24 protein-coding genes are annotated in these 23,705 nt (G+C 50.5%); 23 read left to right on the top strand and 1 reads right to left on the bottom strand.

Annotated features, from left to right (window positions below; all coding sequences use genetic code 11):
- Window positions 1-87: 87 nt before the first annotated feature.
- From accB to spo0A, 23 genes are all read left to right on the top strand, one after another.
- Window positions 88-1,986, top strand: coding sequence for an acetyl-CoA carboxylase biotin carboxyl carrier protein (accB, locus tag DESRU_RS15580; protein WP_013843045.1), 1,899 nt, complete (start codon window positions 88-90; stop codon window positions 1,984-1,986).
- 9 nt (window positions 1,987-1,995) lie between these two features.
- Window positions 1,996-3,345, top strand: a complete 1,350-nt coding sequence (accC, locus tag DESRU_RS15575) for an acetyl-CoA carboxylase biotin carboxylase subunit (protein ID WP_013843044.1) — start codon at window positions 1,996-1,998, stop codon at window positions 3,343-3,345.
- 74 nt (window positions 3,346-3,419) lie between these two features.
- Window positions 3,420-3,830 (top strand): Asp23/Gls24 family envelope stress response protein, encoded by a 411-nt coding sequence (locus DESRU_RS15570; protein ID WP_013843043.1) that lies wholly within the window; start codon window positions 3,420-3,422, stop codon window positions 3,828-3,830.
- A 120-nt stretch (window positions 3,831-3,950) separates the two neighbouring features.
- Entirely contained in the window at window positions 3,951-4,487 is a 537-nt protein-coding gene (amaP, locus tag DESRU_RS15565) for an alkaline shock response membrane anchor protein AmaP (RefSeq protein WP_013843042.1), read from the top strand.
- Between the two features lie 23 nt (window positions 4,488-4,510).
- Window positions 4,511-4,732 (top strand): DUF2273 domain-containing protein, encoded by a 222-nt coding sequence (locus tag DESRU_RS15560; protein ID WP_013843041.1) that lies wholly within the window; start codon window positions 4,511-4,513, stop codon window positions 4,730-4,732.
- A gap of 78 nt (window positions 4,733-4,810) precedes the next feature.
- Window positions 4,811-5,254 (top strand): transcription antitermination factor NusB, encoded by a 444-nt coding sequence (nusB, locus tag DESRU_RS15555; protein WP_013843040.1) that lies wholly within the window; start codon window positions 4,811-4,813, stop codon window positions 5,252-5,254.
- 35 nt (window positions 5,255-5,289) lie between these two features.
- Window positions 5,290-6,141, top strand: coding sequence for a sulfide/dihydroorotate dehydrogenase-like FAD/NAD-binding protein (locus tag DESRU_RS15550; protein ID WP_013843039.1), 852 nt, complete (start codon window positions 5,290-5,292; stop codon window positions 6,139-6,141).
- Window positions 6,134-7,540, top strand: coding sequence for an NADPH-dependent glutamate synthase (gene gltA, locus DESRU_RS15545; protein WP_013843038.1), 1,407 nt, complete (start codon window positions 6,134-6,136; stop codon window positions 7,538-7,540). The genes DESRU_RS15550 and gltA overlap by 8 nt, the downstream gene beginning before the upstream one ends.
- A gap of 351 nt (window positions 7,541-7,891) precedes the next feature.
- On the top strand, window positions 7,892-9,088 hold the full coding sequence (gene xseA, locus DESRU_RS15540; protein WP_013843037.1) for an exodeoxyribonuclease VII large subunit: 1,197 nt from the start codon (window positions 7,892-7,894) through the stop codon (window positions 9,086-9,088).
- A 37-nt stretch (window positions 9,089-9,125) separates the two neighbouring features.
- A complete protein-coding gene (locus DESRU_RS15535) occupies window positions 9,126-10,004 on the top strand; it encodes a bifunctional 5,10-methylenetetrahydrofolate dehydrogenase/5,10-methenyltetrahydrofolate cyclohydrolase (protein WP_013843036.1) in 879 nt (292 codons plus the stop codon).
- Window positions 9,998-10,630 carry a cyclodeaminase/cyclohydrolase family protein gene (locus tag DESRU_RS15530; RefSeq protein WP_013843035.1) on the top strand — a complete coding sequence of 211 codons (633 nt, stop codon included), beginning with the start codon at window positions 9,998-10,000 and terminating at the stop codon, window positions 10,628-10,630. The genes DESRU_RS15535 and DESRU_RS15530 overlap by 7 nt, the downstream gene beginning before the upstream one ends.
- Window positions 10,631-10,645: 15 nt before the next feature.
- Window positions 10,646-10,885, top strand: coding sequence for an exodeoxyribonuclease VII small subunit (gene xseB, locus DESRU_RS15525; protein WP_013843034.1), 240 nt, complete (start codon window positions 10,646-10,648; stop codon window positions 10,883-10,885).
- Window positions 10,882-11,772: a polyprenyl synthetase family protein gene (locus DESRU_RS15520; protein ID WP_013843033.1), complete on the top strand. Its 891-nt coding sequence runs from the start codon at window positions 10,882-10,884 to the stop codon at window positions 11,770-11,772. Before xseB ends, DESRU_RS15520 begins: the two co-directional genes overlap by 4 nt.
- Before the next feature lie 778 nt (window positions 11,773-12,550).
- Window positions 12,551-13,132, top strand: coding sequence for a hypothetical protein (locus DESRU_RS15515; RefSeq protein WP_013843032.1), 582 nt, complete (start codon window positions 12,551-12,553; stop codon window positions 13,130-13,132).
- A 15-nt stretch (window positions 13,133-13,147) separates the two neighbouring features.
- A complete protein-coding gene (gene dxs / locus DESRU_RS15510; protein WP_013843031.1) occupies window positions 13,148-15,058 on the top strand; it encodes a 1-deoxy-D-xylulose-5-phosphate synthase in 1,911 nt (636 codons plus the stop codon).
- A gap of 101 nt (window positions 15,059-15,159) precedes the next feature.
- Window positions 15,160-15,966, top strand: a complete 807-nt coding sequence (locus DESRU_RS15505) for a TlyA family RNA methyltransferase (protein ID WP_041275832.1) — start codon at window positions 15,160-15,162, stop codon at window positions 15,964-15,966.
- Window positions 15,967-16,179: 213 nt separating this feature from the next.
- Complete coding sequence (locus DESRU_RS15500; RefSeq protein WP_013843029.1) at window positions 16,180-16,707, top strand: PDDEXK family nuclease; 528 nt, start codon at window positions 16,180-16,182, stop codon at window positions 16,705-16,707.
- A complete protein-coding gene (locus tag DESRU_RS15495; protein ID WP_013843028.1) occupies window positions 16,704-17,570 on the top strand; it encodes an NAD(+)/NADH kinase in 867 nt (288 codons plus the stop codon). The genes DESRU_RS15500 and DESRU_RS15495 overlap by 4 nt, the downstream gene beginning before the upstream one ends.
- A complete protein-coding gene (gene mnmM, locus DESRU_RS15490; protein WP_013843027.1) occupies window positions 17,557-18,159 on the top strand; it encodes a tRNA 5-(aminomethyl)-2-thiouridylate-methyltransferase MnmM in 603 nt (200 codons plus the stop codon). Before DESRU_RS15495 ends, mnmM begins: the two co-directional genes overlap by 14 nt.
- On the top strand, window positions 18,137-18,595 hold the full coding sequence (argR, locus tag DESRU_RS15485; protein ID WP_013843026.1) for an arginine repressor: 459 nt from the start codon (window positions 18,137-18,139) through the stop codon (window positions 18,593-18,595). Before mnmM ends, argR begins: the two co-directional genes overlap by 23 nt.
- Window positions 18,596-18,600: 5 nt before the next feature.
- Window positions 18,601-20,295: a DNA repair protein RecN gene (recN, locus tag DESRU_RS15480; protein WP_013843025.1), complete on the top strand. Its 1,695-nt coding sequence runs from the start codon at window positions 18,601-18,603 to the stop codon at window positions 20,293-20,295.
- 298 nt (window positions 20,296-20,593) lie between these two features.
- Window positions 20,594-21,931 (top strand): SpoIVB peptidase, encoded by a 1,338-nt coding sequence (gene spoIVB / locus DESRU_RS15475; RefSeq protein ID WP_013843024.1) that lies wholly within the window; start codon window positions 20,594-20,596, stop codon window positions 21,929-21,931.
- Window positions 21,932-22,119: 188 nt separating this feature from the next.
- Window positions 22,120-22,890 carry a sporulation transcription factor Spo0A gene (gene spo0A / locus DESRU_RS15470; RefSeq protein ID WP_013843023.1) on the top strand — a complete coding sequence of 257 codons (771 nt, stop codon included), beginning with the start codon at window positions 22,120-22,122 and terminating at the stop codon, window positions 22,888-22,890.
- Window positions 22,891-22,941: 51 nt separating this feature from the next.
- Here spo0A and DESRU_RS15465 read toward each other — a convergent pair whose 3' ends face one another.
- A complete protein-coding gene (locus DESRU_RS15465; protein ID WP_013843022.1) occupies window positions 22,942-23,451 on the bottom strand; it encodes a DUF1003 domain-containing protein in 510 nt (169 codons plus the stop codon).
- Between the last annotated feature and the right edge of the window lie 254 nt (window positions 23,452-23,705).

Here is a 23,705-nt window from a genome sequence, read left to right as displayed (position 1 = left end):
TACGGCAACTGACGGACCCGCTCAGGTTGTTTACTTTCATAATAACCTGAGTTTTCTGTTGTTTATGTCCGGGGGAGGAGTAAATGTATGACTCACCGCTTAAGAATTACGGATACCAGCCTGCGGGACGGCCACCAGAGCCTGTGGGCCACGCGCATGGCTACCGAGGATATGCTTCCAATTGCAGAGAAACTGGATCAAATGGGTTACCACTCTCTGGAGGTTTGGGGCGGCGCTACCTTTGACGTTTGTTTGCGCTTTCTAAATGAAGACCCCTGGGAGCGCCTCCGCTTGATCAAAAAACAGGTTAAAAATACGCCCTTACAAATGCTTCTCCGGGGACAGTCCTTGGTGGGCTACATGCATTACCCGGATGACATTCTGGAAGCATTTATTCACAAAGTTGTGGAAAACGGCATGGACATCATTCGTATTTTTGATGCGCTTAACGATATCCGCAACATGGAGAAATCCATTCAAATAACCAAAAAGGCCGGCGCTCACGCCCAGGCCACGGTGGTATACACCGTGAGCCCGGTTCATACCACGGAGCACTATCTGGAAACCGCCCTGCGGCTGGAGGAAATGGGAGCGGACTCCATCTGCATCAAGGATATGGCAGGCCTGCTGGCTCCCTTTAAAGCCTACGAGTTAGTTAAACTGTTCAAGGCTCATTTAAACATACCGATTCATCTGCACTGCCACTATATTGGGGGCATGGCCGTGGGGGCTTACCTTAAGGCGGCGGAAGCCGGTGTGGACGTGGTGGACACCGCGTCGGTGCCCATGGCCTTCGGCGCGTCCCAGCCGCCGGTTGAAACCGTGGTTCGGGCCTTAAAGGGAACCCCCTATGATACCGGTTTAAGTCTCCGCTCCTTGTTTGAGATCGCTCAGTATTTTGAGGAACTCCGCAAGGGGTTGGGCCAGCAGCGGGGTGTTACCCGCATTAACGACATGAGGGTATTTGAACACCAGGTTCCCGGGGGGATGATTTCCAATCTGGTGTCCCAGTTGGAAGAACAAAAGGCCCTGCACCGTTTGGATGAGGTGCTGGAAGAGATTCCCCGGGTTCGGGAAGAACTGGGCTATCCGCCCTTAGTAACGCCCACCAGCCAAATCGTCGGCACCCAGGCGGTTTTGAATGTTCTCACCGGACAGCGCTATAAGCTGATTCCCGGTGAAGTGAAGCTTTATGTCCAGGGCTATTACGGCCGGCCGCCGGCCACCATTGACCCTTCGGTAAGCCGCAATGTGCTTGGGGGCAAGGAGATGATCACCTGTCGCCCGGCCGACTTGCTGGAACCCAAACTGGACAAACTAAGAGAAGAGATTAAAGATTTAGCCATTAGCCAAGAAGATGTATTATCCTACGCCTTATTTCCCCAGGTGGCCCGTAAATTTTTTGAGGCCCGCAAAAGGGGAGAGACCGGTCCGCACCGGAAGAGTGTTTCCATTAAACCGGGCGCGCCGGCGGACGTAAATGCCATCAAGAGGACCAAGGAGGCCAATAACGTGAACCTTAATGAGTTAAAGGAATTAATTAAGGTATTAGATCAGACGGATATTACCGAAATTGATTTGGAAAGTGACGGCGTTAAAGTATCCATCCGCAAGGGCGGGAAAGTATCGTCTGTCAGGACGGGTCCGGCTGCCGAGCCGACAGAAACGCCCGCTGCCGTCAAGACGGTGGAGGAACCGGTTGCGCCTCCGGCGGCTCCTGCGGCAGCCCCGGCGGTTGCGGAAAATTTAATTCCTGTTACAGCACCCATGGTAGGAACCTTTTACCGGGCTTCCGCGCCGGATGCCGACCCCTTCGTGAATGTCGGCGACGTGGTGGAACCGGGCCGCACTCTTTGTATTATTGAGGCTATGAAATTAATGAACGAGATCGAGGCCGAAGCGGCCGGCGAAATTGTGGATATTCTGGTAGAAAACGGGCAGCCTGTGGAGTTTGGACAGACCCTGTTCCTGATTAAGAAGAAGTAGGGAGAGTACATGTTTAAAAAAATACTGATTGCTAACCGGGGTGAGATTGCTCTGAGGGTAATTCGGGCCTGTCAGGAGCTTAACATAAAAACCGTGATTGTTTATTCCGAAGCCGATCGGGACAGTCTCCCGGTTCGCCTGGCGGATGAAGCCTATTGCATCGGACCGGCCCCCTCGGCCAAAAGCTACTTAAATATCACCAATATCATCAGCGCCGCAGAGGTTTCCGGGGCGGAAGCCATTCACCCCGGCTATGGGTTCCTGGCGGAAAACGCCAACTTTGCGGAAATCTGTGAGGATTGCGGAATTACCTTTATCGGGCCCTCCACCCACGCCATTGAATTTATGGGCAACAAATCTCTGGCCCGAACCACCATGATTGAGTCCGGCATACCGGTGGTTCCCGGCTCCGAAGGCGCCATTCAAGAGGATGAAGAGGCGGTCAAGGTGGCCAAGGAAATTGGTTACCCGGTGTTGATTAAAGCCTCTGCCGGCGGCGGCGGGCGCGGGATGCGCGTGGCGCACAGTGAGGACGATTTGTTAAAGGCCCTGAGCACCGCCCGGGCCGAAGCCCTGGCTGCCTTTGGCAACGGGGATGTCTATCTGGAAAAATACGTGGAACAGCCCCGACATATTGAATTCCAAATCCTGGGAGACAAGGAAGGAAACATTGTCTATCTGGGGGAACGGGATTGCTCCGTGCAGCGCCGCAATCAAAAGGTGATTGAAGAGGCTCCTTCCACCGCCCTAACCCCTTCTCTGCGCCGTAAAATGGGAGAAATGGCGGTCAAGGCAGCCCGGGCGGTAGGTTATCACAATGCCGGCACCGTTGAATTCCTGCTGGATAAGCACAATAAATTTTATTTTATCGAAATGAACACCCGGATTCAGGTGGAACATCCGGTCACCGAGTTAATTACCGGCATTGACTTAGTCAAAGAGCAGCTCCGTATTGCCGCAGGGGAAGCCCTGGGGTACGGCCAGACGGAAATTCGTATTGACGGCTGGGCCATAGAATGCCGGATTAATGCGGAAGATCCGGATAAAAACTTTATGCCCCATCCCGGAACCATTGAAATTTACCATCCGCCCGGGGGGCCCGGTGTCCGGGTGGACAGCGCCGCCTTTACCGGTTATAAAATTCCTCCTTTTTATGACTCCATGATTGGCAAGTTAATCGTTTGGGGCAGGGATCGGGAGGAAGCCATCAAGCGCATGCAAAGGGCTTTGAATGAATTTGTCATTCAAGGTGTGCCCACTACCATTCCTTTTCACCATAAGGTTTTAAACAATGCCTTTTTCCGCCGGGGTGAAGTTTATACAAACTTTATTCAGCGGCGAATTCTTCCGGACCAGTAAGCAAGTTGCCGTAACTTACCAGGATATGTTATAATGCTAATGAATGTTGCTGGTAATGTTTGGAGGTGAAGCAGATGGATAACAAGCGGGATATTGTGGTTTCCAGCTCTCAGGAAGGTCTGGGAGGGATCCGTATTTCCGATGATGTGGTGGGCGTAATCGCCGGTATGGCCGCCACCGAAGTACCCGGTGTGGCCGGGATGAGCGGTGGATTGGGCGGCGGTATTGCCGAAATGCTGGGCCGCAAAAATCTATCCAAAGGGGTTAAAGTGGAAGTTGGGGAAAAAGAAGCAGCCATTGATTTGTTCGTGATTGTTGAATATGGCGTTCGTATCCCCGATGTGGCTTCACAAATTCAGGTCAATGTGAAACAGGCCATTGAAGGCATGACCGGCCTTTCGGTGGTAGAGGTCAATGTCCACGTGCAGGGAGTGACCTTTGGCACCACCGAAACTAAAGAAGATGAAAGTCTCCGCGTGAGATGATAGATGAATGAAAGGAATTACGGAACCATCTTACCGTTGGTTCCGCCTTTTATATTTTTTTAGTTCTGCCCTTGATAGATATATCTAAAGCTTTCTATAGTGGAGGGGGAATGTTGGCCTATGAGCCCCTTTGATCGTGGCCTGCTGGCGGTTTATTCTTTACTGATGACCCTTGTTTGCGCATTGATACTGGTTGCTGCTTCCGGCTGGTGGCAGCGTCCCCTGTATCTTCTCTGGCAGACCCCGTCCAACAGGGAAGACCAGGTCTACCTGCTGATCGTCATGGGCTTGCTATTCATTGCGGGATTGCGCCTCCTGTGGGTGGCCCTTACCCGTTCCCGGGACGGCAAAGCGGTGGTGCATGATTACATGCTGGGTCAGGTTCGTATTTCCTTAATGACCATCGAAAATCTGGTGAAAAAGGTGGTTTATCAGATCCACGGGGTTAAGGAGGTTACCCCCCGGGTTGTGCAAACCCGGGAAGGCATTGGCCTTTATATCCGTGCCGTAGTGGCTCCGGATATCAGTATTCCCGAAATCAGCCGGCAAATTCAACACCGGGTTCAGGAATATCTGGTGGAAACCACCGGGATTACCGTGAACGAAATTAAGATTATGGTGGACAATATTTCAACGACCCGCCCCCGGGTGGAATAGCCCGGTAAAAAGAGGGAGAAAGTATGCTGACGAAATTACTGGAAGATATCATAAAAAATCACCGGGGAAAGGCCATGGGAGTGGTTCTGGGACTGGTATTCGGCTGGTTCGCCATTAACTACGGGCTTTTTAAGGCGATCTTTGTGACCCTCTGTGTCTGCGCCGGTTATTTTGTAGGCAAAGGGGTGGACGAGAGCCTTGATTTCCGGAGGATTTTTTCAAGACTTTTTCGGGACCGTTGGTAGAATATCCGCCGGGATGCAACATAAACGGCCTGGCGGGTAAAACTAGACAGAAGAGAAATGAACTGAGGAGGTCCTAACTTGGGTAGAAGGCAATCCAGGGAAACTGCGCTGCAGGTATTATTTGCCATTGATGTGGGCAAAAACGAACCGGATTTTGCCCTGAGGAACACTGCAGAGGAGTTTGGGGCAGGTTCCCAGGAATTGGAGTTTGCGCGAGAATTAGTTAGGGGCACCCTGGAACACATAGATGAAATTGATCAAATGATCCGCAGGGTCAGCAAAGAATGGCAGTTAAACCGCATGGCCAGTGTAGACAGGAACATTATGCGGCTGGCCCTTTATGAAATGAATTTCCGGGAGGATATTCCGGCCAGCGTATCGGTTAACGAGGCCGTGGAATTGGCCAAGATTTTCGGGGGGCCGGATTCCGGCCGGTTTGTTAACGGCATACTGGGAAAAATTATCGAAGAAGAAAGCGATACCAAAGCGGAGGCAATTCTTCCGGAATTGCCAATGAATTAAATATTTTTCCTGCATGTAGGAGAGGAGGAAACAGGTTGTACAAGATTATGTCCAAAAGGACCTTGTCCCCGAATGTTCATGAATATGACATTCTGGCTCCCAGGGTTGCTAAAAAAGCCAAGGCGGGTCAGTTTATCATCCTGCGGGTGGATGAGGTGGGAGAGAGAATTCCTTTAACCATTGCAGATTTTGACGCTGAAAAGGGCACCATCACCATTGTTTTTGCTGAAGCCGGCCACTCCACCAGGAAACTGGCCCAATTGAATGCCGGTGACGCCGTTCAGGATTTTGTGGGGCCCCTTGGCGTTCCTTCCCACGTAGAAAAGTTTGGCACCGTGGTTATGGTGGCCGGCGGCGTCGGTGTGGCGCCCATTTACCCCATTGCCCGGGAAATGAAAAACGCCGGCAATAAAGTGGTTTGCATCATGGGAGCCCGCAACAAGGACCTCATCTTCTGGGAAGAGCGGATGAGAGAAGTATGCGACGAAGTGCTGTTGACTACCGACGATGGTTCCTATGTCCGCCAGGGTTTTGTGACGGATGTGTTAAAAGAGTATATACAAAACGAAGGAAATCCCCAATTGGTGGTGGCCATCGGCCCCCTGCCCATGATGCGGGCTATCGCCGAGTTAACCAGGGAATATGAAATTAAAACCATGGTCAGTTTAAACTCCATTATGGTGGATGGTACGGGCATGTGCGGCGCCTGTCGGGTGACTGTGGGCGGCGAGACTAAATTTGTTTGTGTTGACGGTCCGGAGTTTGACGGCCATAAAGTGGACTTTGCCGAGCAGTTGATGCGTTCCCGTAAATACAAACCCGAAGAACAGCAGGCCTTTACCCGTGGTAGCTGTGGCTGCGGTGGAGGAGGTAAATGCCATGGCTAAACAAATTATCCCTAAAAAACATCCCATGCCCCATCAGGACCCCCAGGTCCGGGCCAAAAATTTCAGTGAAGTAGCTCTGGGCTATAGCGAGGAAGTGGCCATGGCCGAGGCAGGACGCTGCTTAAGCTGTAAGAAACCCTTTTGCCGGCAGGGCTGTCCCGTTGGTGTGGATATTCCGCAATTTATTGCCCTGGTCAAGGAAGGAAAATTTGACGAAGCGGCCAAGGTCATTAAACGGACCAATGCCCTGCCCGCGGTATGCGGGCGGGTTTGCCCCCAGGAACACCAGTGCGAAAAATTTTGTATTGTGGGCAAAAAGAATGAGCCGGTGGCCATCGGTCGTTTGGAACGCTTTGTGGGCGATTATGTCATGCACAAGGACGAGCCGGTGGAACAGGCTGAACCCACCGGATATAAAGTAGCCATTGTGGGTTCCGGCCCGGCGGGCCTGGCCTGTGCCGCGGATCTGGCCCGCCTGGGACACGATGTGACCATGTTTGAGGCCCTGCATACTCCCGGCGGCGTATTGATGTACGGGATTCCTCAATTCCGGCTGCCCAAAGAAATTGTGCAGAAGGAAATTGCCAACCTTAAAAAAATGGGCGTTAAGATTGAAACCAACGCCATCATCGGTCAAATTGCCTCCCTGGATGAACTGCTGAAGGAAGAAGGCTTTGACGCCGCCTTTCTGGGCACCGGCGCAGGGACCCCTTACTTTATGAACCTGCCCGGTGAAAATTACAATGGCGTTTATTCGGCCAACGAGTTTCTGACCCGGTCCAACTTAATGCGCGCCTACTGCTTCCCGGAATGCGACACCCCCATTAAAGTAGGCAAGAAGGTTGCGGTCCTGGGCGGCGGCAACGTGGCCATGGATGCCGCCAGAACCGCCCTGCGTCTGGGCGCCGAGGATGTCTATATTGTTTACCGCCGTTCCAGGGACGAGCTGCCTGCCCGTCTGGAGGAAGTGGAGCACGCCGAAGAAGAAGGCATTCAGTTTATGTTCCTAACCAATCCCACCAAGTATTTAGGCAACGAGGAGGGCTGGTTAACCGGCTTGGAATGCATCAAAATGGAACTGGGCGAACCCGATGCTTCCGGACGCCGGAAGCCGGTGCCCATCCCCGGTTCGGAGTTTGTGCTGCCCCTGGATGTGGTCATTGTAGCCATCGGACAGGGTCCCAACCCCCTGTTAACCAAGACCACGCCGGACTTGGAAACCAACAAACGGGGCAATATCGTGGCGGATGAAACCGGAAAAACCTCCAAAGAAGGGGTTTACGCCGGCGGCGACGTGGTAACCGGGGCCGCTACCGTCATCAAGGCCATGGGGGCCGGTCGTGTTGCGGCTGAGAATATTCACCAATATTTAATGGCCAAAGGGCCTAAAAAATTGTAATATAATAGGAAAGCATAAAAGTGTACCGTCTCCTCCAGAACCGAAGGGGCGGTACACTTTGACTTACGGGTCCTGGGAATGGACCGGACAAAGACCACCGGGCTGTAAAGACGAAAACAAAGATACAAAAGGTCATGCGCCAAAACAAAGGAGAAAAACCAATAGAACGCGGATTTTTTACCTTGCTTTATATAATACCAATGAGGGAAGTCGTGAAGAATGAATTTAAAATAAAAAATGAAAATTCTTTATTAAGCTTTATCCGTTTTCAGTTTGAAAACTTCTCAATATTGGATGAATTGCATTTGAAATCCGCGTTCTATTCTTAGGGGCTTGGAAAGGAAATGGGACATGCGTATACTTTCCGTTTCGGAATTGACCCAATACATAAAAGAAAAGTTTGCCAGGGACCCTCTTTTGGCCAACGTATGGGTAAAGGGGGAAATATCAAACTTTAAACTCCATACTTCCGGGCACATTTACCTGACCCTGAAAGACCGGGATTCCTGTTTAAAAACCGTGATGTTCCGCTCCAGAGCCAGAAACCTGGTTTTTCGCCCGGAAAACGGCATGTCGGTGATTATTCGGGGCTATCTTTCCGTCTATGAACGGGACGGCAGTTACCAGCTTTATGCCGAGGAGATGGAACCCGAGGGGATCGGAGCCCTTTACATTGCTTTTGAACAGATGAAACAAAAGCTGGCCGCCCAGGGGCTATTTGCAGCGGAGCGAAAGCGCCCTCTACCCCGCATTCCCGGAACCGTTGGGATTGTGACCTCTCCTACGGGAGCGGCCCTGCAGGATATGCTGAAGATTCTTCGCCGCCGCTGGCCGGGGCTGCAAGTGATTGTTGCACCGGTGTTGGTTCAGGGACAAGGTGCGCCGCCGGATATTTGCCGGGCCATGGAGCAGTTGAACCGCCTGCCGGACGTGGATGTGCTTATCATGGGCCGTGGCGGCGGTTCTCTGGAGGAACTATGGGCCTTTAACACCGAAGAAGTGGCCTGGGCCATTGCCGGTTCAAGGATTCCCGTCATTTCTGCCGTAGGGCATGAAACGGACTATACCATTGCCGACATGGTGGCGGATTTAAGGGCGCCAACCCCTTCCGCCGCGGCGGAGATGGTGGTGCCCGACCATGGGGACATGACGCGCTATCTATCCGCCATAAAGCAGCAGATGGAAAAGGGCCTGTTGAATCTTGTGGAACGTAAGCGGCAGCGGCTGGCCCTGGCGGCCAATCAGCAAACCTTACAGCGTCCCTACTTAATTACCGGCAACCGGCAGCAGGCGCTGGATGCACTCACTTCCAGCCTGGAGCGGGGGACAAAACTAAGCCTGGCGGATAAATCCGCCGCCCTGTCTCATTTGGCGGGCAAATTGCAAGTATTAAGCCCCTTAGCCACCCTGGCCCGGGGTTACAGCATCTGCAGCACGCCCGAGGGAAAGGTCGTCACGGACGCCGGATCCCTGACCATCGGGCAACGGGTGCAAGTACGGCTAAATTCAGGCTGTGCGGATTGCTCGGTGGAGGAAGTACATCAATAACACATGACAGCATTATTTTGCAGGATAGGAGAGACCCATGACTCAAATACTGGATGGCAAGAAAGTTGCCGATATTCTCCGGGAAGAACTTAAAAATGAACTGCTTCAGTTGCAGGAAAGAGGAATTAACCCCAAGCTGGCGGTGCTCATTGTAGGCACTGATCCGGCTTCCCTGGCTTATGCTAAATTTTTAAATAAAGTTAGCAGCAAGGCCGGAGTGATCTTTGAACAGCATGACCTGCCGGAAAGCGCCTGTGAATTGGATGTAAAGCTTAAAATTGAAGAACTAAACAGTGATCCTCTGGTGCACGGAATTTTAATGATGATGCCCCTGCCCAAGCACATCAATAAACAGCGGGTGATGGAAGCGGTTTCGCCTTTAAAGGATGTGGACGGCCTGCATCCCTTTAACCGGGGACATCTAATCAGCGGCGGCGTCTGCCTGCAGCCGGCCACCCCCTTAAGCTGTCTGGAAATCATGAAAAGATCCGGAATTACCCTGGCGGGCAAACACATGGTCATTGTGGGCAGAGGTGAGACCGTAGGAAAACCCCTGGTTTTTATGGCCCTGGCGGAAAACGCCACGGTGTCCGTCTGCCACACCGGCACCCGCAACTTAGCGGACTTTACCCGGCAAGGGGATATTGTTGTTTCCGCCGTGGGTAAGCCCGGCTTGATTGCCGCCGGCATGATTAAACCCGGAGCGGTTGTGGTGGACGCAGGAATTTGTGAAGTGGACGGACAAATCATGGGTGATGTGGACTTTGCCAACCTAAAGGAAGTGGCCGGAGCCATTACTCCTGTACCGGGAGGCGTAGGCAGCCTGACCACCGTTTTAATGCTGAAGAACCTGGTAAAGGGCATTCAATTGCAGGAACAGGCCAGGAAATGGGAGGAAGCAGAGGTTTCATGTTAAATTATCTGCAGTGGACCGTAAAGGAATTGTTTGACCGGACCGCTTCGGCAGAGCCGGAACCGGGAGGCGGAGGCGTCTGCGCCATGACCGGCGGCCTTGCTTGCGGGCTGCTGGCCATGGTGGCCCGGATTACCAGCGGTAAAGAAAAGTACCGGGATGTAGAGGTGGAAATTCAGGAAATCCTCGGGGCCATAGAAGGGCAACGGGAAAAATTGCAGGATCTGGCCCGGCAGGATATGGAGGCCTTTCAGCAGTTTATGGCGGCCCTGGCTATGCCCAGGGAGACGGAAGAACAAAAGGCGGCAAGGGAGAAAAGCAAGCAGCAGGCGGCCCTTTTATCCGCCGGGGTGCCCTTGGACATTGCGGCAGCCTGTGTGGAGAATCTTGAACTGGCCGCCCGGCTGGCTTCCCTGGGCAGCAAGCTGGCCATCAGCGATGTGGGCGTAGGGACGCACCTGCTGGAAGCTTCTTTAAAAGGGGCCTTAGTGATGGTTGAGGCCAATTTGCCCTACCTTCAAGACCGGCAGGTGGTCTACCATCTGGCTGCGGAAAAAGAGAGACTGGCCCTGCGGGGAGAAGAGCTTTGCAGAAACGTCCTGGAAACCGTGAAAACAAGAATGAAATGATAATGGGGGTTAAACATGGGTTCGCAAGAAATGACCTTTGAAGAGGCATTAACCCGCCTGGAAGAAGTGGTCAGGGAAATGGAAAACAGCCAACTGCCCCTGGACCAGGCGCTGGAACTCTTTGCCGAAGGAATAAACCTTTCTAAATACTGCAACCATTGTTTGGCCGCAGCGGAGCAAAAGATCAGCGTCTTACTGGCCGATGGCAGTGTAAGCGAGGAGCCTGCAACTTTACCGGGAGGAAAAGGCAAGTGAATATAAAAGAGGAATTAAAAAGAAGAGCCCGGCTGGTGGATGAGGCCCTGGAGAAGTATCTGCCCCCGGATCATGAGCATCCGGCGGTGATTCACGAGGCCATGCGCTACAGTGTCTTTGCCGGCGGCAAACGATTAAGACCCATCCTGGTGCTGGCCGCTGCAGAGGCGGTGGGGGACGAGGCCGGTGCCGCCTCTGCCATGCCGGTGGCCTGCGCCCTGGAACTGATTCATACTTATTCCTTGGTGCACGATGATCTGCCGGCCATGGATAATGATGATTTCCGCCGGGGGAGGCCCACCAACCACAAGGTATATGGAGAAGCCATGGCGATTTTGGCCGGCGACGCCCTTTTAACCACCGCCTTTGAGCTAATGGGTCAAAGTGCCGGGAAATTTTCCCCGCAAGCGGTGAACCGGGTGGTTGTGGAAATCGCTCAGGCTGCGGGTTCCCAGGGATTAATCGGCGGACAGGTGGTGGACACCCTGTCGGAAAACAAAAAAGTGGAGGCTTCGGTGCTGGAGTACATCCACCGCCACAAAACGGGCGCCCTTTTTAGGGCGGCTATCCGATCGGGCGCCATTTTAAACGGGGCCTCGGAAGAACAGCTTCAGGCGTTAACCGTTTATGCGGAACAAATGGGTTTAGCCTTTCAAATTAAAGACGATTTACTGGATATTGAAGGCGAGCAAGAAAAAATCGGCAAACCTGTTGGCAGCGATGTCAAAAATCAAAAAGCCACCTATCCGGCCCTGTATGGGATGGAAAAGGCCAGGAAAATGGCCGGCTTGGCTGCTGAGGAAGCGGTGGCTGCTCTTAAAATTTTTGGCCCCAAAGGGGAATTTTTACGTTCCATCATGCATTTTATCATCAATAGAGATCATTAAAACGAAGCCAGAGCCATCGCCGGTTTGAGAAGGAGACATAGAACCGCAAAAATCGCCTGCCATTCAGTGGCTGGGTCTAGGATAGTTAGTTAAGCTGTTTGAGACTTGAACATGAACATGTTATAATGCATAACGTGTAAAAAATTCCTAAATAATAAGTGATACAGTATTCTAGTCAGCATTCACTTTCTGAAGGCGGGCCTAAAAATCCGTTAAGGGCACAACGATGAAGTTCCTGGCGCTGGCTTTCGACGCCCAGTTGGGGGCTGGTACTGGGAGTTAAGGGGAAAGGGCAACCTGCAATGGCATGTGGGCATTGACCCCGTCCCCGTGGAGACCCAAGTATGTGGAGCGTTGGAGACGACAAACTACGGCTTGGTTGTGAACCTGCATGTGGTAGGAAGCTGCGTGCAGTGTAGCCTGACTTGAAGTGGCACCGGTGGATTCCTCTGGTACGATCACAGAATACGGGCCCGTAATTTGTGATTGTGGGATGAAACCCTTGCTGCAAAAGAGTCTAAGAAAGATGGATGCTGTCGGGGAAAACTCCTAGGCTGTTCGGCTGCCGCCGGGGCAGGCCAGGGATTAAAGTGTGGACTAAGTGGTAATCTAGCCCTGAGCGCGGTGACGCCTCAGATACGGTTTAATGGGAAACCGCCGGTTTGGCGACATCCGGTACCGTTATGGGAAAACCTGCTGGACCTAAGCCACAACATTTACCTGGTCTGCTGTCACTTATTCAAATTTCATACATAGATTCGTTATGAGGAGAATTTTTTTGGGCAACCATAAATCCAATCTTTCCAAAAAATATTTGATTTTTGTGTTTTTTGGTTCCTTCATTTTAGCGGTACTCTTTTCCGTCGCCTCTGAAGCCCTCACAAGAATTGTAAATAGCGTACTTATATCCTTTATAGGATTATTAACCATTATACTCATCGGTATACTTGCCGATATCATCGGAACGGCAGTTACCGCAGCCCAGGAGGCACCTTTTCACGCCAAAGCCGCCAAACGTGTAAGCGGGGCTAAAGAAGGTGTTTTTTTGTTACGCAACGCCGATAAAGTGGCCAATATTACCAATGATGTCATTGGGGATATTGTGAACACCGTCAGTGGTGCTTTAGGGATCTCCATTGTGGTTAAAATTATAATGAACAATCCAGGGGTGGATGCCGCGGTGGCCAACATTTTAATCACCGCCTTCATTGCTTCCATTACGGTTTCAGGAAAAGCTTTGGGAAAAACAGTAGCTTTGGAACGGTGCAATGATGTAATATTTTTTGTAGGTAGAATTTTAGCCTACTGGGAAAAACTGACTGGCCGTAGTGTGGGTAAGAAAAGCCGGGCCAGATCATAAAGAGGGTGTACGAGCTTGACGTCGATATTGAAAACCATCTATAGTCCCCAGGATTTGCAAAATTTAAAAATTCCGCAGTTACAAATCCTGGCGCAGGAAATCCGGGAAAAAATTGTGGAAACGGTGGCGGTGACCGGGGGGCACCTGGCTCCCAATCTGGGGGTGGTGGAACTAACCCTGGCTCTGCACAGAGTTTTCAACACTTCTGTTGACCGGATCATCTGGGATGTGGGTCATCAGAGCTATGTTCACAAATTGCTTACCGGCCGGCAGTCCCAGTTTGGCACCCTGCGCCAGTACGGAGGAATCAGTGGGTTTCCCCGGCCCGATGAGAGCGTTCATGACGCTTTTGGCACCGGCCACAGCAGCACCTCCATTTCCGCGGCCCTGGGGATGGCCCTGGCCAGAGATTTAAAAGGTGAAGAATACTCCGTGGTGGCGGTGATCGGGGACGGCTCCATGACCGGGGGCATGGCCTTTGAGGCGTTAAATCATGCCGGGCACCTGCAGAAGAATTTAATTGTGGTGCTAAATGATAATGAAATGTCCATTGCACCCAACGTGGGAGCCCTGTCCGGTTATTTAAGCCGCCTCCGCACCGACCCCAAGTACTATCGCAGCAAGGATGAAATCGCCGACCTTTTACACAAAATCCCTCACGGCGCTAAACTATTGAAAGTGGTGGACCGGTTAAAGGATGGTTTGAAATATTTGGTTGTCCCGGGAATGTTCTTTGAGGAATTGGGTTTTACTTATTTGGGACCGGTGGACGGACATGACCTCAAGGCGGTCATGACCCTGCTGCAGCAGGCCAAATCGGCCAATGGGCCGGTGTTGGTCCATGTGCTGACTCAAAAGGGCAGGGGATATAAACCGGCGGAAAGCAATCCGGATCGCTTCCATGGAGTGGGACCTTTTGACGTGGAAACCGGCAACATTAAAAAGGCGGAAGGCGGGCCGCCCAGCTATACGGAGGTTTTTGGCAAAACCCTGGTAAAACTGGCCCGGGACAATGAAAAAATTGTCGGCATTACTGCCGCCATGCCCGGCGGTACCGGTTTAAACCTGTTTGCCAAAGAATACCCTGCCCGGTATTTTGATGTGGGGATTGCCGAACAGCATGCCATTACCATGGCCGCGGGCCTGGCGGCAAGCGGTTACAGACCGGTAACCGCCATCTATTCCACCTTTATGCAGCGGGCCTACGATCAGGTGCTCCATGATGTCTGCCTGCAGAACCTGCCGGTAACCTTTGCCTTAGACCGGGCGGGGCTGGTTGGTGACGACGGGCCTACGCACCACGGGGTATTCGATCTTTCCTTTTTAAGAAACATACCCAATCTGGTTATTGTGGCGCCTAAGGATGAAAATGAACTGCAGCACGCTTTGCATACCGCCATTCTGCACCCGGGGCCCATGGCTGTGCGTTATCCCCGGGGAGCCGGTACAGGGATTGAACTGGACCGGGAATTAAAAGCCCTGCCCCTGGGTAAGGGAGAGGTCTTGCGGAAAGGCGAAGACGTACTGCTGCTGGCGGTGGGCAACCTGGTAGAAGAAGCCCTGAAGGCTGCGGATGCGCTGGCAGCCGAAGGGGTACGGGCGGCGGTGGTCAATCCCCGCTTTATCAAGCCCCTAGACCGGGAATTGATTTTGACTTATGCCCGGTTAACCCGGAATGTTGTTACCATTGAAGAACATGTATTAATGGGCGGTTTTGGCAGCGCCGTCCTGGAGTTGCTTGAATCGGCCGGCCTTGCCGACTGTAAGGTAAAACGGCTGGGAATTCCCGACAGTTTCGTGGAGCATGGCAAACCCGGTATTTTAAAAGCAAATCTGGGCTTAAACGCAGAAGAAATTGTCAAAACCGTACTCAACCGGAGTTCCGGTGTTAAAAAAGAGTTTAAATTTAAAGCTCTTCGGCGGTAAAAGGATCCTCAACAGGCCGGGCAGTATGGATGAACCGTGCTGCCCGCGTCTATTTATGGACCGAGCGGATTTTCTATGGAAAGTTTCTGGAGGACGAAACCTTGGCCATAACCAAAGAACGTTTGGATGTATATCTGGTGAATAACAACTTTTTTAGCAGCCGGGAAAAGGCCCGGGCCGCCGTGATGGCGGGACTGGTTTTTCTTGACGGGCAGAGGGTGGACAAACCCGGCCACCCGGTTAAACCCGGAACCAAGATTGAGATACAGGGAAATCCCCTGCCTTACGTAAGCCGGGGAGGGCTGAAACTGGAGAAGGCCCTTCAAGCCTTTCAAATCAATCTGCAAGACCGGGTGGTGTTGGATATTGGCGCTTCCACCGGCGGATTTACCGATTGCGCGCTGCAAAACGGAGCGAAACGGGTGTATGCCGTGGACGTTGGCTACGGACAGTTGGCCTGGAAGCTTCGTTCCGATCCCCGGGTGGTTTCCTTGGAACGCACCAACATTCGCTATTTAGAACCGGAAGCATTGGAAGAAAGACCGGATTTTGTCACAGTGGATGTTTCCTTTATTTCCCTGGCCCTGGTTCTGCCCCGGGTGGCCATGCTTACCCTTCCGGTGACCGAGGGCATCGCTCTCATCAAGCCGCAATTTGAAGCAGGCAAGGAAAGAGTGGGCAAGAAGGGGGTTGTCCGGGAACCGGAGGTACACCGGGACGTCATTGAAAAGGTGATTGGCGTGGTAGACCATCTGGGGTGGCAGGTGGGGGGACTGGATTTTTCACCGGTGCGGGGACCCGAAGGAAATATTGAATACCTTCTTTATTTCCTAAAAGGCCATTCTCCCCAAGAACTTATAACGGATTGTGATGAGGTGGTAGCCAGAGCGCACCGGGAGCTTAGCTAGAGGGTATTCCTTTGTGGTCCGGCCTTGGGGGTGTTCCTTAAGGGGATTCCTATTGGATCCTGTAGCTGCGTAGAAGTATTTCTTATGGGTTCCAAGCAAATGCCTGAGAAACATACTTAATACTAATAACAGGACCCTAGAGAAAAACATATTAGGCCAGCAACAGGACCTCAAAGAAAATCAGCATGAGGCTAGTCCAAGCGAGGTGATTTTTTGTTCCCGGGGGATCTTTTTGTACTGGGCATACTCATTGGTGGGTTTTTGCTCTATAATATGATTAAATTGTTTCAATCTGCCGCCTCTCGGCGCCGGGTATTGAAAGCCGGTAAGGCGGAACTGGCCGCCCGAAAATTCCTTTCCTCAGAAGGGTACAAAATTCTTTCTGTCCAGGAACGGGTGCCGGTGGTCACCAAGATCAATGGTAAATCTCACAAAAGTCACATTCAAGCCGATCTGATAGTCCAAAAGGGCAAAGAGGTCTTTGTGGTGGATGTGAAAACCGGTCAGGTGGCGCAACAGCCGAATTCCCCGGAAATCCGCAGACAGCTCCTGGAATATTATCTGGTTTATCAAACGGACGGGGTACTGGTTCTGGATATGGATCAAAAGAAGCTTTACCGGATGGAATTCCAAGTGGCTCATCCATCCCCTAAGAGCGTAAAATTTGTTCCTTATTTTGCAAGCTTTTTGGCAGGAGTTATCTTTGTCCTAATGATGTTTAAAGGAGGCTACCTTCGTTGAACACCATCGGTCTGGTGGTCAACAGCAATAAAGGCAACATTGCAGGAATTTTGATGGATCTTATTGCTTGGCTAAAAAATCAAAAAATTAATGTATTACTTAATTTAGAAACCGCTGCCTTGCTGGGATGCCCCGGCGAAGGAATGGCCACCCGGGAGTTAGCCCAAATGTGCGACTGTATTATGGTTTGGGGTGGAGATGGCACATTGCTGAATTGTGCCCGGCAAACGGCCTCATCCGGAACGCCCATATTTGGGGTGAATCTCGGCAGGCTGGGATTCTTAACGGAGATTGATATGCCGGATCTTACGGAGAAAATGCAGGCTTTAATTGCCGGACAATATACCGTTGAAGAAAGAATGATGCTGGAAGCCGTGGTTATGCGGGAGGGGCAAAGGGTTGACTGCTCCATAGGTCTAAACGATGCGGTGGTAGCCAAAGGTTCCTTTTCCAGAATGGTGCGCTTAAATATCCGGGTCAACGAGGAATTGGTGGGCGGTTTTGCCGCCGACGGGGTGATCGTGGCCAGTCCCACCGGTTCAACGGCCTACTCCTTATCGGCGGGAGGGCCGATCATTTCACCGGATGTGCACGTCTTGTTGATCACGCCCATTTGCCCTCACTCCCTGTCCAATCGTCCCATTGTCATTTCTCCGGACAGTGAAGTGGAAATAGAAGTGCTGCCTTGTGTGGGGGACGTCCGGTTAACCATGGACGGGCAGTACGGCTTCTCCCTGCAAAACCATGACCGTGTCTTAATTAAAAAGGCTCCGGTAAAAGCAAGGTTTGTTAAAATTAAAAAGACCAGTTTTTATTCGGTGTTGAGAGAAAAATTGAAGGAGTGGCAGCGTGGCATCGATTAACTGGTTTGCGGCGGCTAAACTGGGGCATTACTTTATTGAAGAAGTATTGAGACCCGGGGATGCGGCGCTGGACGGTACCATGGGCAATGGCCATGATACCCTGGCGCTGGCGCGGTTAGTGGGCCCCGGGGGCAAAGTCACGGCCTTTGATATCCAAAGTCAGGCTTTGGAAAACACCCAAACCAGGCTGAATGCCGCAGGGGTTTGGGATGATCGGATCCGTCTGGTGCTGGATGGACACCAGCATATTAAAAAATACGTTACCTCTCCCATCCGGGCCGCTATTTTTAATTTAGGTTATCTTCCGGGGGGAGACCACGGGATGATTACCCGTACAGAGACAACCCTGCAGGCCTTGGAGCAGGCCCTGGACCTGCTGGTTCCCGGAGGACGCCTGGTAGTGGTTGTCTACCCGGGCCATTGCGGCGGGGACCAGGAAAAAGAAGCGGTGGAACAAAAGATGTCCGGGCTGGCGGCACAACAATTTCGGGTTATTAAGGTGAATTTGCTCAACCGGCCTGCCACAGCGCCGGGGGTAATCATGATAGAAAAGGCGGTGGCGAAGCGTGAAGGCACAGCGCCAGAATAAAATTCTGGAACTGGTTCGTGACAGAAGAGTTGAAACCCAGGAGGAACTTGCTGCGGCTCTCCGGTCCGAGGGGTTTGAGGTGACTCAGGCCACGGTATCCCGGGATATCAAGGAATTAAGCCTAATCAAGATTCCCGGGGAAAACAATACCTCTTATTATGCTTCCCCGGATCAACCGGTCATGCGACGGGGAAACGACGACCGGCTTAAAAGGCTGATTCGACGATCCCTCAGTGACATTAACTCCAGTGAAAACCTAATCATTATTAAAACACCTCCCGGGGAAGCTCAGGGTATGGCGTCCGCCATTGACCACACCCATTGGCCGGAAATTATCGGCACGGTGGCAGGGGACGATACCATTTTAATTATTATTAAGCCCAAGGAAGCCACCCCGGGCATTGTACAGCGGTTCCAGGACTTAGCAAGGGGGTAGATGCTGTGCTCCAGTCACTGTATATCAGGAACTTTGCCCTGCTGGATGATGTGGAGGTTCATTTCTCTTCGGGTCTAAACATTGTCACCGGTGAGACCGGAGCCGGCAAATCCATGCTCATTGATGCCCTGCAGGTAGCCTTAGGCAGCCGGGCTTCGGCGGATTTTATCCGCTCGGGACGGGAAAAAGCCACCATTCAGGCCGCCTTTGACCTTTCCGGGCTGCCCTGGATGACAACCCGTATGGAGGAGCTTGGCTTAGATCTCGATGAAGACCAGCTTCTGATGCTTTCCCGGGATATCAGCCAAAACGGAAAAAATCACTGCCGGGTAAACGGGCGGCTGGTCAGCCTCAGTGTATACCGTGAAGTGGGTTCAGGGCTTGTGGATATGCTGGGCCAGCATGAGCAGCAGACACTGTTGAATCAGGATCGCCATCGTGGGCTGCTGGACCGGCTGGGTGGCCAGGAACTCCTGGGTCAGGCTCAGGAGGTCAAGGAGATTTATACCCGGTGGCGGGAGGCTTCCCGTGAACTAAAGGAACTGCAGGGGAATGCCAGGGAAATGGCCCGGCGTTTGGATATGCTGCAGTTCCAGGTAGCGGAAATTGAAAAGGCGGAATTGATGGAGGAAGAGGAAGAGGAGCTGTTAAACGAAAGGCTCCTCCTGGTCAATGCCGAAAAGATTTCGCGCCTGGCCGGCGAGGCTTATGAATCCCTTTATGGCGGGGAAGCAGGGGATACTCCGGCAGTGGAGTCGGTAGGGAAGGCCATTGCCCTGCTCCGGGAACTGCAGGCCCTTGATCCAAAGCTGGAGGGATTGCTGGGAAACCTGGAAACCGCCCTTTACCAGATTGAAGATGCCTCCAGGGAGATCTCCTCCTACCGGGAGCAGGCCGAATACAACCCGGAAAGACTGGATCAAATCGAGCACCGTCTTTCGTTAATCAAACAATTAAAATACAAGTATGGTTCCTGTATCCGGGAAATCCTGGATTTTAAAGAAAGCGCCGGGGCGGAAATTGAGCGGCTGTCCGGTCATAAGGAAAGAACCGGCGATTTAAAAGCAGTCATAGAGTCCCTGGAGCAGGAATGGCGGCAGGCGGCGTCCCGGCTGACCAAGCTTCGCAGGAAAGCCGCCCAACAGTTGGCGGAGAACGTGGGCAGAGAACTGAAGCATTTAGAGATGGGCGGAGTGGAGTTCAAGGTAGGCATCACCGAAATGGCAGATTTGTCCCTGCACGGCGGGGAAGAAATTGAATTCCTCATTGCTCCCAACCGCGGAGAGCCTTTCCGGGCGTTGCAAAAGATTGCTTCCGGCGGCGAACTGTCCAGGATGATGCTGGCTTTAAAAGTGCTTTTAGCCGGGGTGGACGAAGTTCCCACGTTGATTTTTGATGAAGTGGATACCGGTGTGGGCGGGAAAGCCTTACAGGCCATTGGCGAAAAGTTAGCCCAGATTGCCCGGGGACGCCAGGTTATCTGCGTAACCCATGCGCCCCAGGTAGCCTGTTTTGCCGATAATCATTATTTAATCCGTAAAGAGATTGTGAACGGTCATACGCAAACCTTTGTGGAAGCTCTGGAACAAGAGCAGCGGGTGGAAGAATTGGCCCGCATGCTGGCTGGACGGGAAATTACCGAGGTTGTCAAAAACCATGCGCAACAAATGTTAAATATCTCGGCCAATTTTAAAAAATAAATTTTTTATTTTTTAGAACAGGACATCGCGGCTTTAAGCTGCTATGTCCTGTTTTTTTGTTTTTTCAGTCAAAAGTTTTAGGAAGAAAAAACAAAACTTACATAGGACACTTGAGGGCGCAAAAACTCTATTTTGGGCAATTTAAGGCAGAAATAGCATGAGTAAAAGCAAATAAATAAGCGAATCTTAAGATTACGACGGATAGATTTAAAAATATCGCTTTTTCTCATTCTTTTAAAAATGATAAAGGAGGTGCTTGATTCATCAAGTTTTTATAAAACAAAAGGAGGGGCTGTAATTGGACTACCGGAAACACAAGACGCCGGCATTGTTTGCGGCGATATTGTTCTTGGGCCTCTGTTTTCAGCTCCCGTTTCAAACACTGGTAAATATGCCGGCTCACCAACGTGTGGTGGTGGGTCAACCTTTAAATTTAAATTTTAGTGTTCCCAAAGCGCTGGCACAAAATTTTCAATTTAATATAGAAGGGCTGAAACCACCCTCTTTTCACCTGGGGCAAACAGCGCCGGTAGCGTCCACTCCCGGTGAACTGGAAGTTCAGGTAAAATTATTCGGGTTCATTCCCCTTAGAAACATGGTACTTAGTGTCGTTCCGGAAATTAGAGTTATTCCGGGAGGTCAGGCCATTGGGATTATGCTGGAGTCCGAGGGTGTCATGGTGGTAGGACGATCAGCCATATTCGATGAAAAGGGTATTGAACATAATCCGGCCAAGGAAGCGGGTGTGCAATTAGGCGATACCCTGCTTAAAGTGGATGGACAAAAGGTAGAGAATGAAATGCAGGTGCGTAATCTTATCAACAAAATTGGCGGTACCGGTAAACCCATTCCCATGGAATTTAAAGATAAAGTCAAAGGACAAATCTATAAAGTAAATATCAAGCCCATATTTTGTTCAGAGACCAAACGCTACCGGGTGGGACTTTTTGTCCGGGACAGCACTGCCGGAGTAGGCACCATGACCTTTTTCCATCCGGAAAGTAAGTCCTATGGCGCTTTGGGCCATGTCATCAGTGATATTGATACCGGGCAGCCCATTGATCTGGCCAAAGGAAAAATTGTGGGCGCTTCGATCCAGGGAATACGCATGGGCAAAAGAGGCCATCCCGGTGAAAAAATCGGTATGTTTATGGGTCAAAGCGACATCTCCGGCATTATTACCAGAAATACCAATTGCGGAATTTTTGGCAAAGTGGCAGAAATCCCCCAAAATCTTTACTCTAAAGAAAGTATTCCGGTGGCCTTAGCTCAAGAGGTAGCCGAGGGTCCTGCGGAAATTTATACAGTACTACAGGGGGGCAAAATAGAAAAATTTACCATTGAAATCCTTCAGGTCAATTCTCAGGCCAAGGCGGACGGCAAAGGAATTGTTCTCAAAATAACCGATTCCCGTCTTTTGGCGAAAACCGGAGGGATTATTCAGGGGATGTCCGGAAGCCCCATTATTCAAAAAGGCAAGCTGGTGGGAGCCGTTACCCACGTGTTTGTCAATGACCCGCAACGGGGCTATGGTGTTCTGGCGGAATGGATGTTATACGATTCCGGGGTGCTAAATAAACATGTTGGTGAAAGAAAAATGCAAGAATTTGACGCTAGAGCAAACATAGCCTGTTAAAATAAACAAGAATTAAGATAATTGTTGAATTTATGCTTATTTTATTTATTTTAACCTGATTACTAATTTTTTCCGTTTTTGGAGGAGGACTTTACACCCCGCCTGTCGAATGTATAGACGCATAAAGTAGAATCCCAAAAAATGGAACAAAAAAGAAAAAGAGAAAAGTAGGAGGCGGGGTCTTGAAAATGATTAGAAAGGCTATTAAGGTATTAATTGCAGATGATAACAGAGAATTCTGTGAGTTGTTGAAAGAATTTATTAATCAACAGGAGGATTTCATGTTGGCCGGCATTGCCAACAATGGCTTAGAAGCCTTGGAAATTATCCAGCAACAAGCTCCCGATGTAGTGGTTCTTGATATCATCATGCCGCATTTGGACGGAATCGGCGTATTGGAAAAGATTTCATCCGGCGTGGTTAATCATAAGCCAAAGGTGATTATGTTGACTGCTTTTGGTCAGGAAAGTATTACACAAAGAGCGGTGGAACTAGGCGCCGATTATTATATTCTTAAACCCTTTGATTTTTCCGTATTGGCAACACGCATCCGGCAGTTGGCGGAGGGGGTTGCCGTAACGCAATACATTTCTACCAGCAAACCCAGGAATCTCGATGTGGCCGTCACCAACATTATTCACGAGATGGGCGTACCCGCTCATATTAAAGGTTATCATTACCTGAGGGAAGCCATTTTATCTGTGATTAATGAAGTCAATCTTTTGGGAGCTGTAACCAAGGAACTTTATCCTCTCATTGCCCAGAAATACCAAACCACACCCAGTCGTGTGGAAAGAGCCATTCGGCACGCCATTGAACTGGCCTGGGACAGAGGAAACATTGAAATGATGACTAAATTTTTCGGTTACACCATTAATCTGGAACGGGGCAAACCTACGAATAGTGAATTTATCGCCATGGTTGCCGATAAATTGCGCATTGAGGCTAAGGTAAGCTAAATTAATTTTTACGTAAACACCCTTATATTGGTACCAATATAAGGGTGTCTTTTATTTATTCGTTTCATTATTCTTTTCCAATTTTAAAAGCATTTTTCTAATATCCTCAATTTTATTTTCTACCTCATGAAGATCCCTGTGAATATCATCAATTTCTTGCTCAGCTTTGAAGTTAATGGCAAAATCAATAACCGCTTCGTGTTTATCCCTGGCTGATTGACGATTTTGGCTCATTAAAATGATCGGTGCTTGAAAAGAAGCAACAAATGAAAGAATTAGGTTCAGGAGAATAAACGGCGGGTCATCAAAATGTGTGGTGAAACTAAGCATGTTCCAAGTCATCCATACAATTAAAAAAACAGCAAAAAAGAGAATAAAGCCCCAGCTACCACCAAAAGCAGCAATTTTATCGGCTAAACGATCAGACCATTTGGTTTGAGTTTGGTATTCACTATTAATATGCTTAATAATTTGATTCTCATAATTATCTACAATGTGTTCAATTCTTTGGTTAATTTTCTGAAAATTGATGTCCCGGGTATGTTTACCTTTAGAAAACATTCTATTTCTCCTCCGATGATATATGGGTTTCTAATAGTCTCCGATTATTAGTTTAATATATTCACAAAAGGCCTTTATGGTTTCTTGCCGGGGAGAAAGATATGGCCTTAAACCGAGGGATTAAGCCGTGAAAAATAATTCCTGTTTATTTCGACAGGAATTATTTTTTGTACCTATAAACCTAGCAAATTTAACAGCCATATGTTTGTTCATCCTATAAATTGTTGATTCTACTATAAAGGTAATATTTAAAA

Source organism: Desulforamulus ruminis DSM 2154 (assembly GCF_000215085.1).
Taxonomy (GTDB): domain Bacteria; phylum Bacillota; class Desulfotomaculia; order Desulfotomaculales; family Desulfotomaculaceae; genus Desulfotomaculum; species Desulfotomaculum ruminis.
The sequence above is the reverse complement of the archived record's forward strand: the minus strand, read 5'-3'. Positions and strand labels throughout refer to the sequence as shown.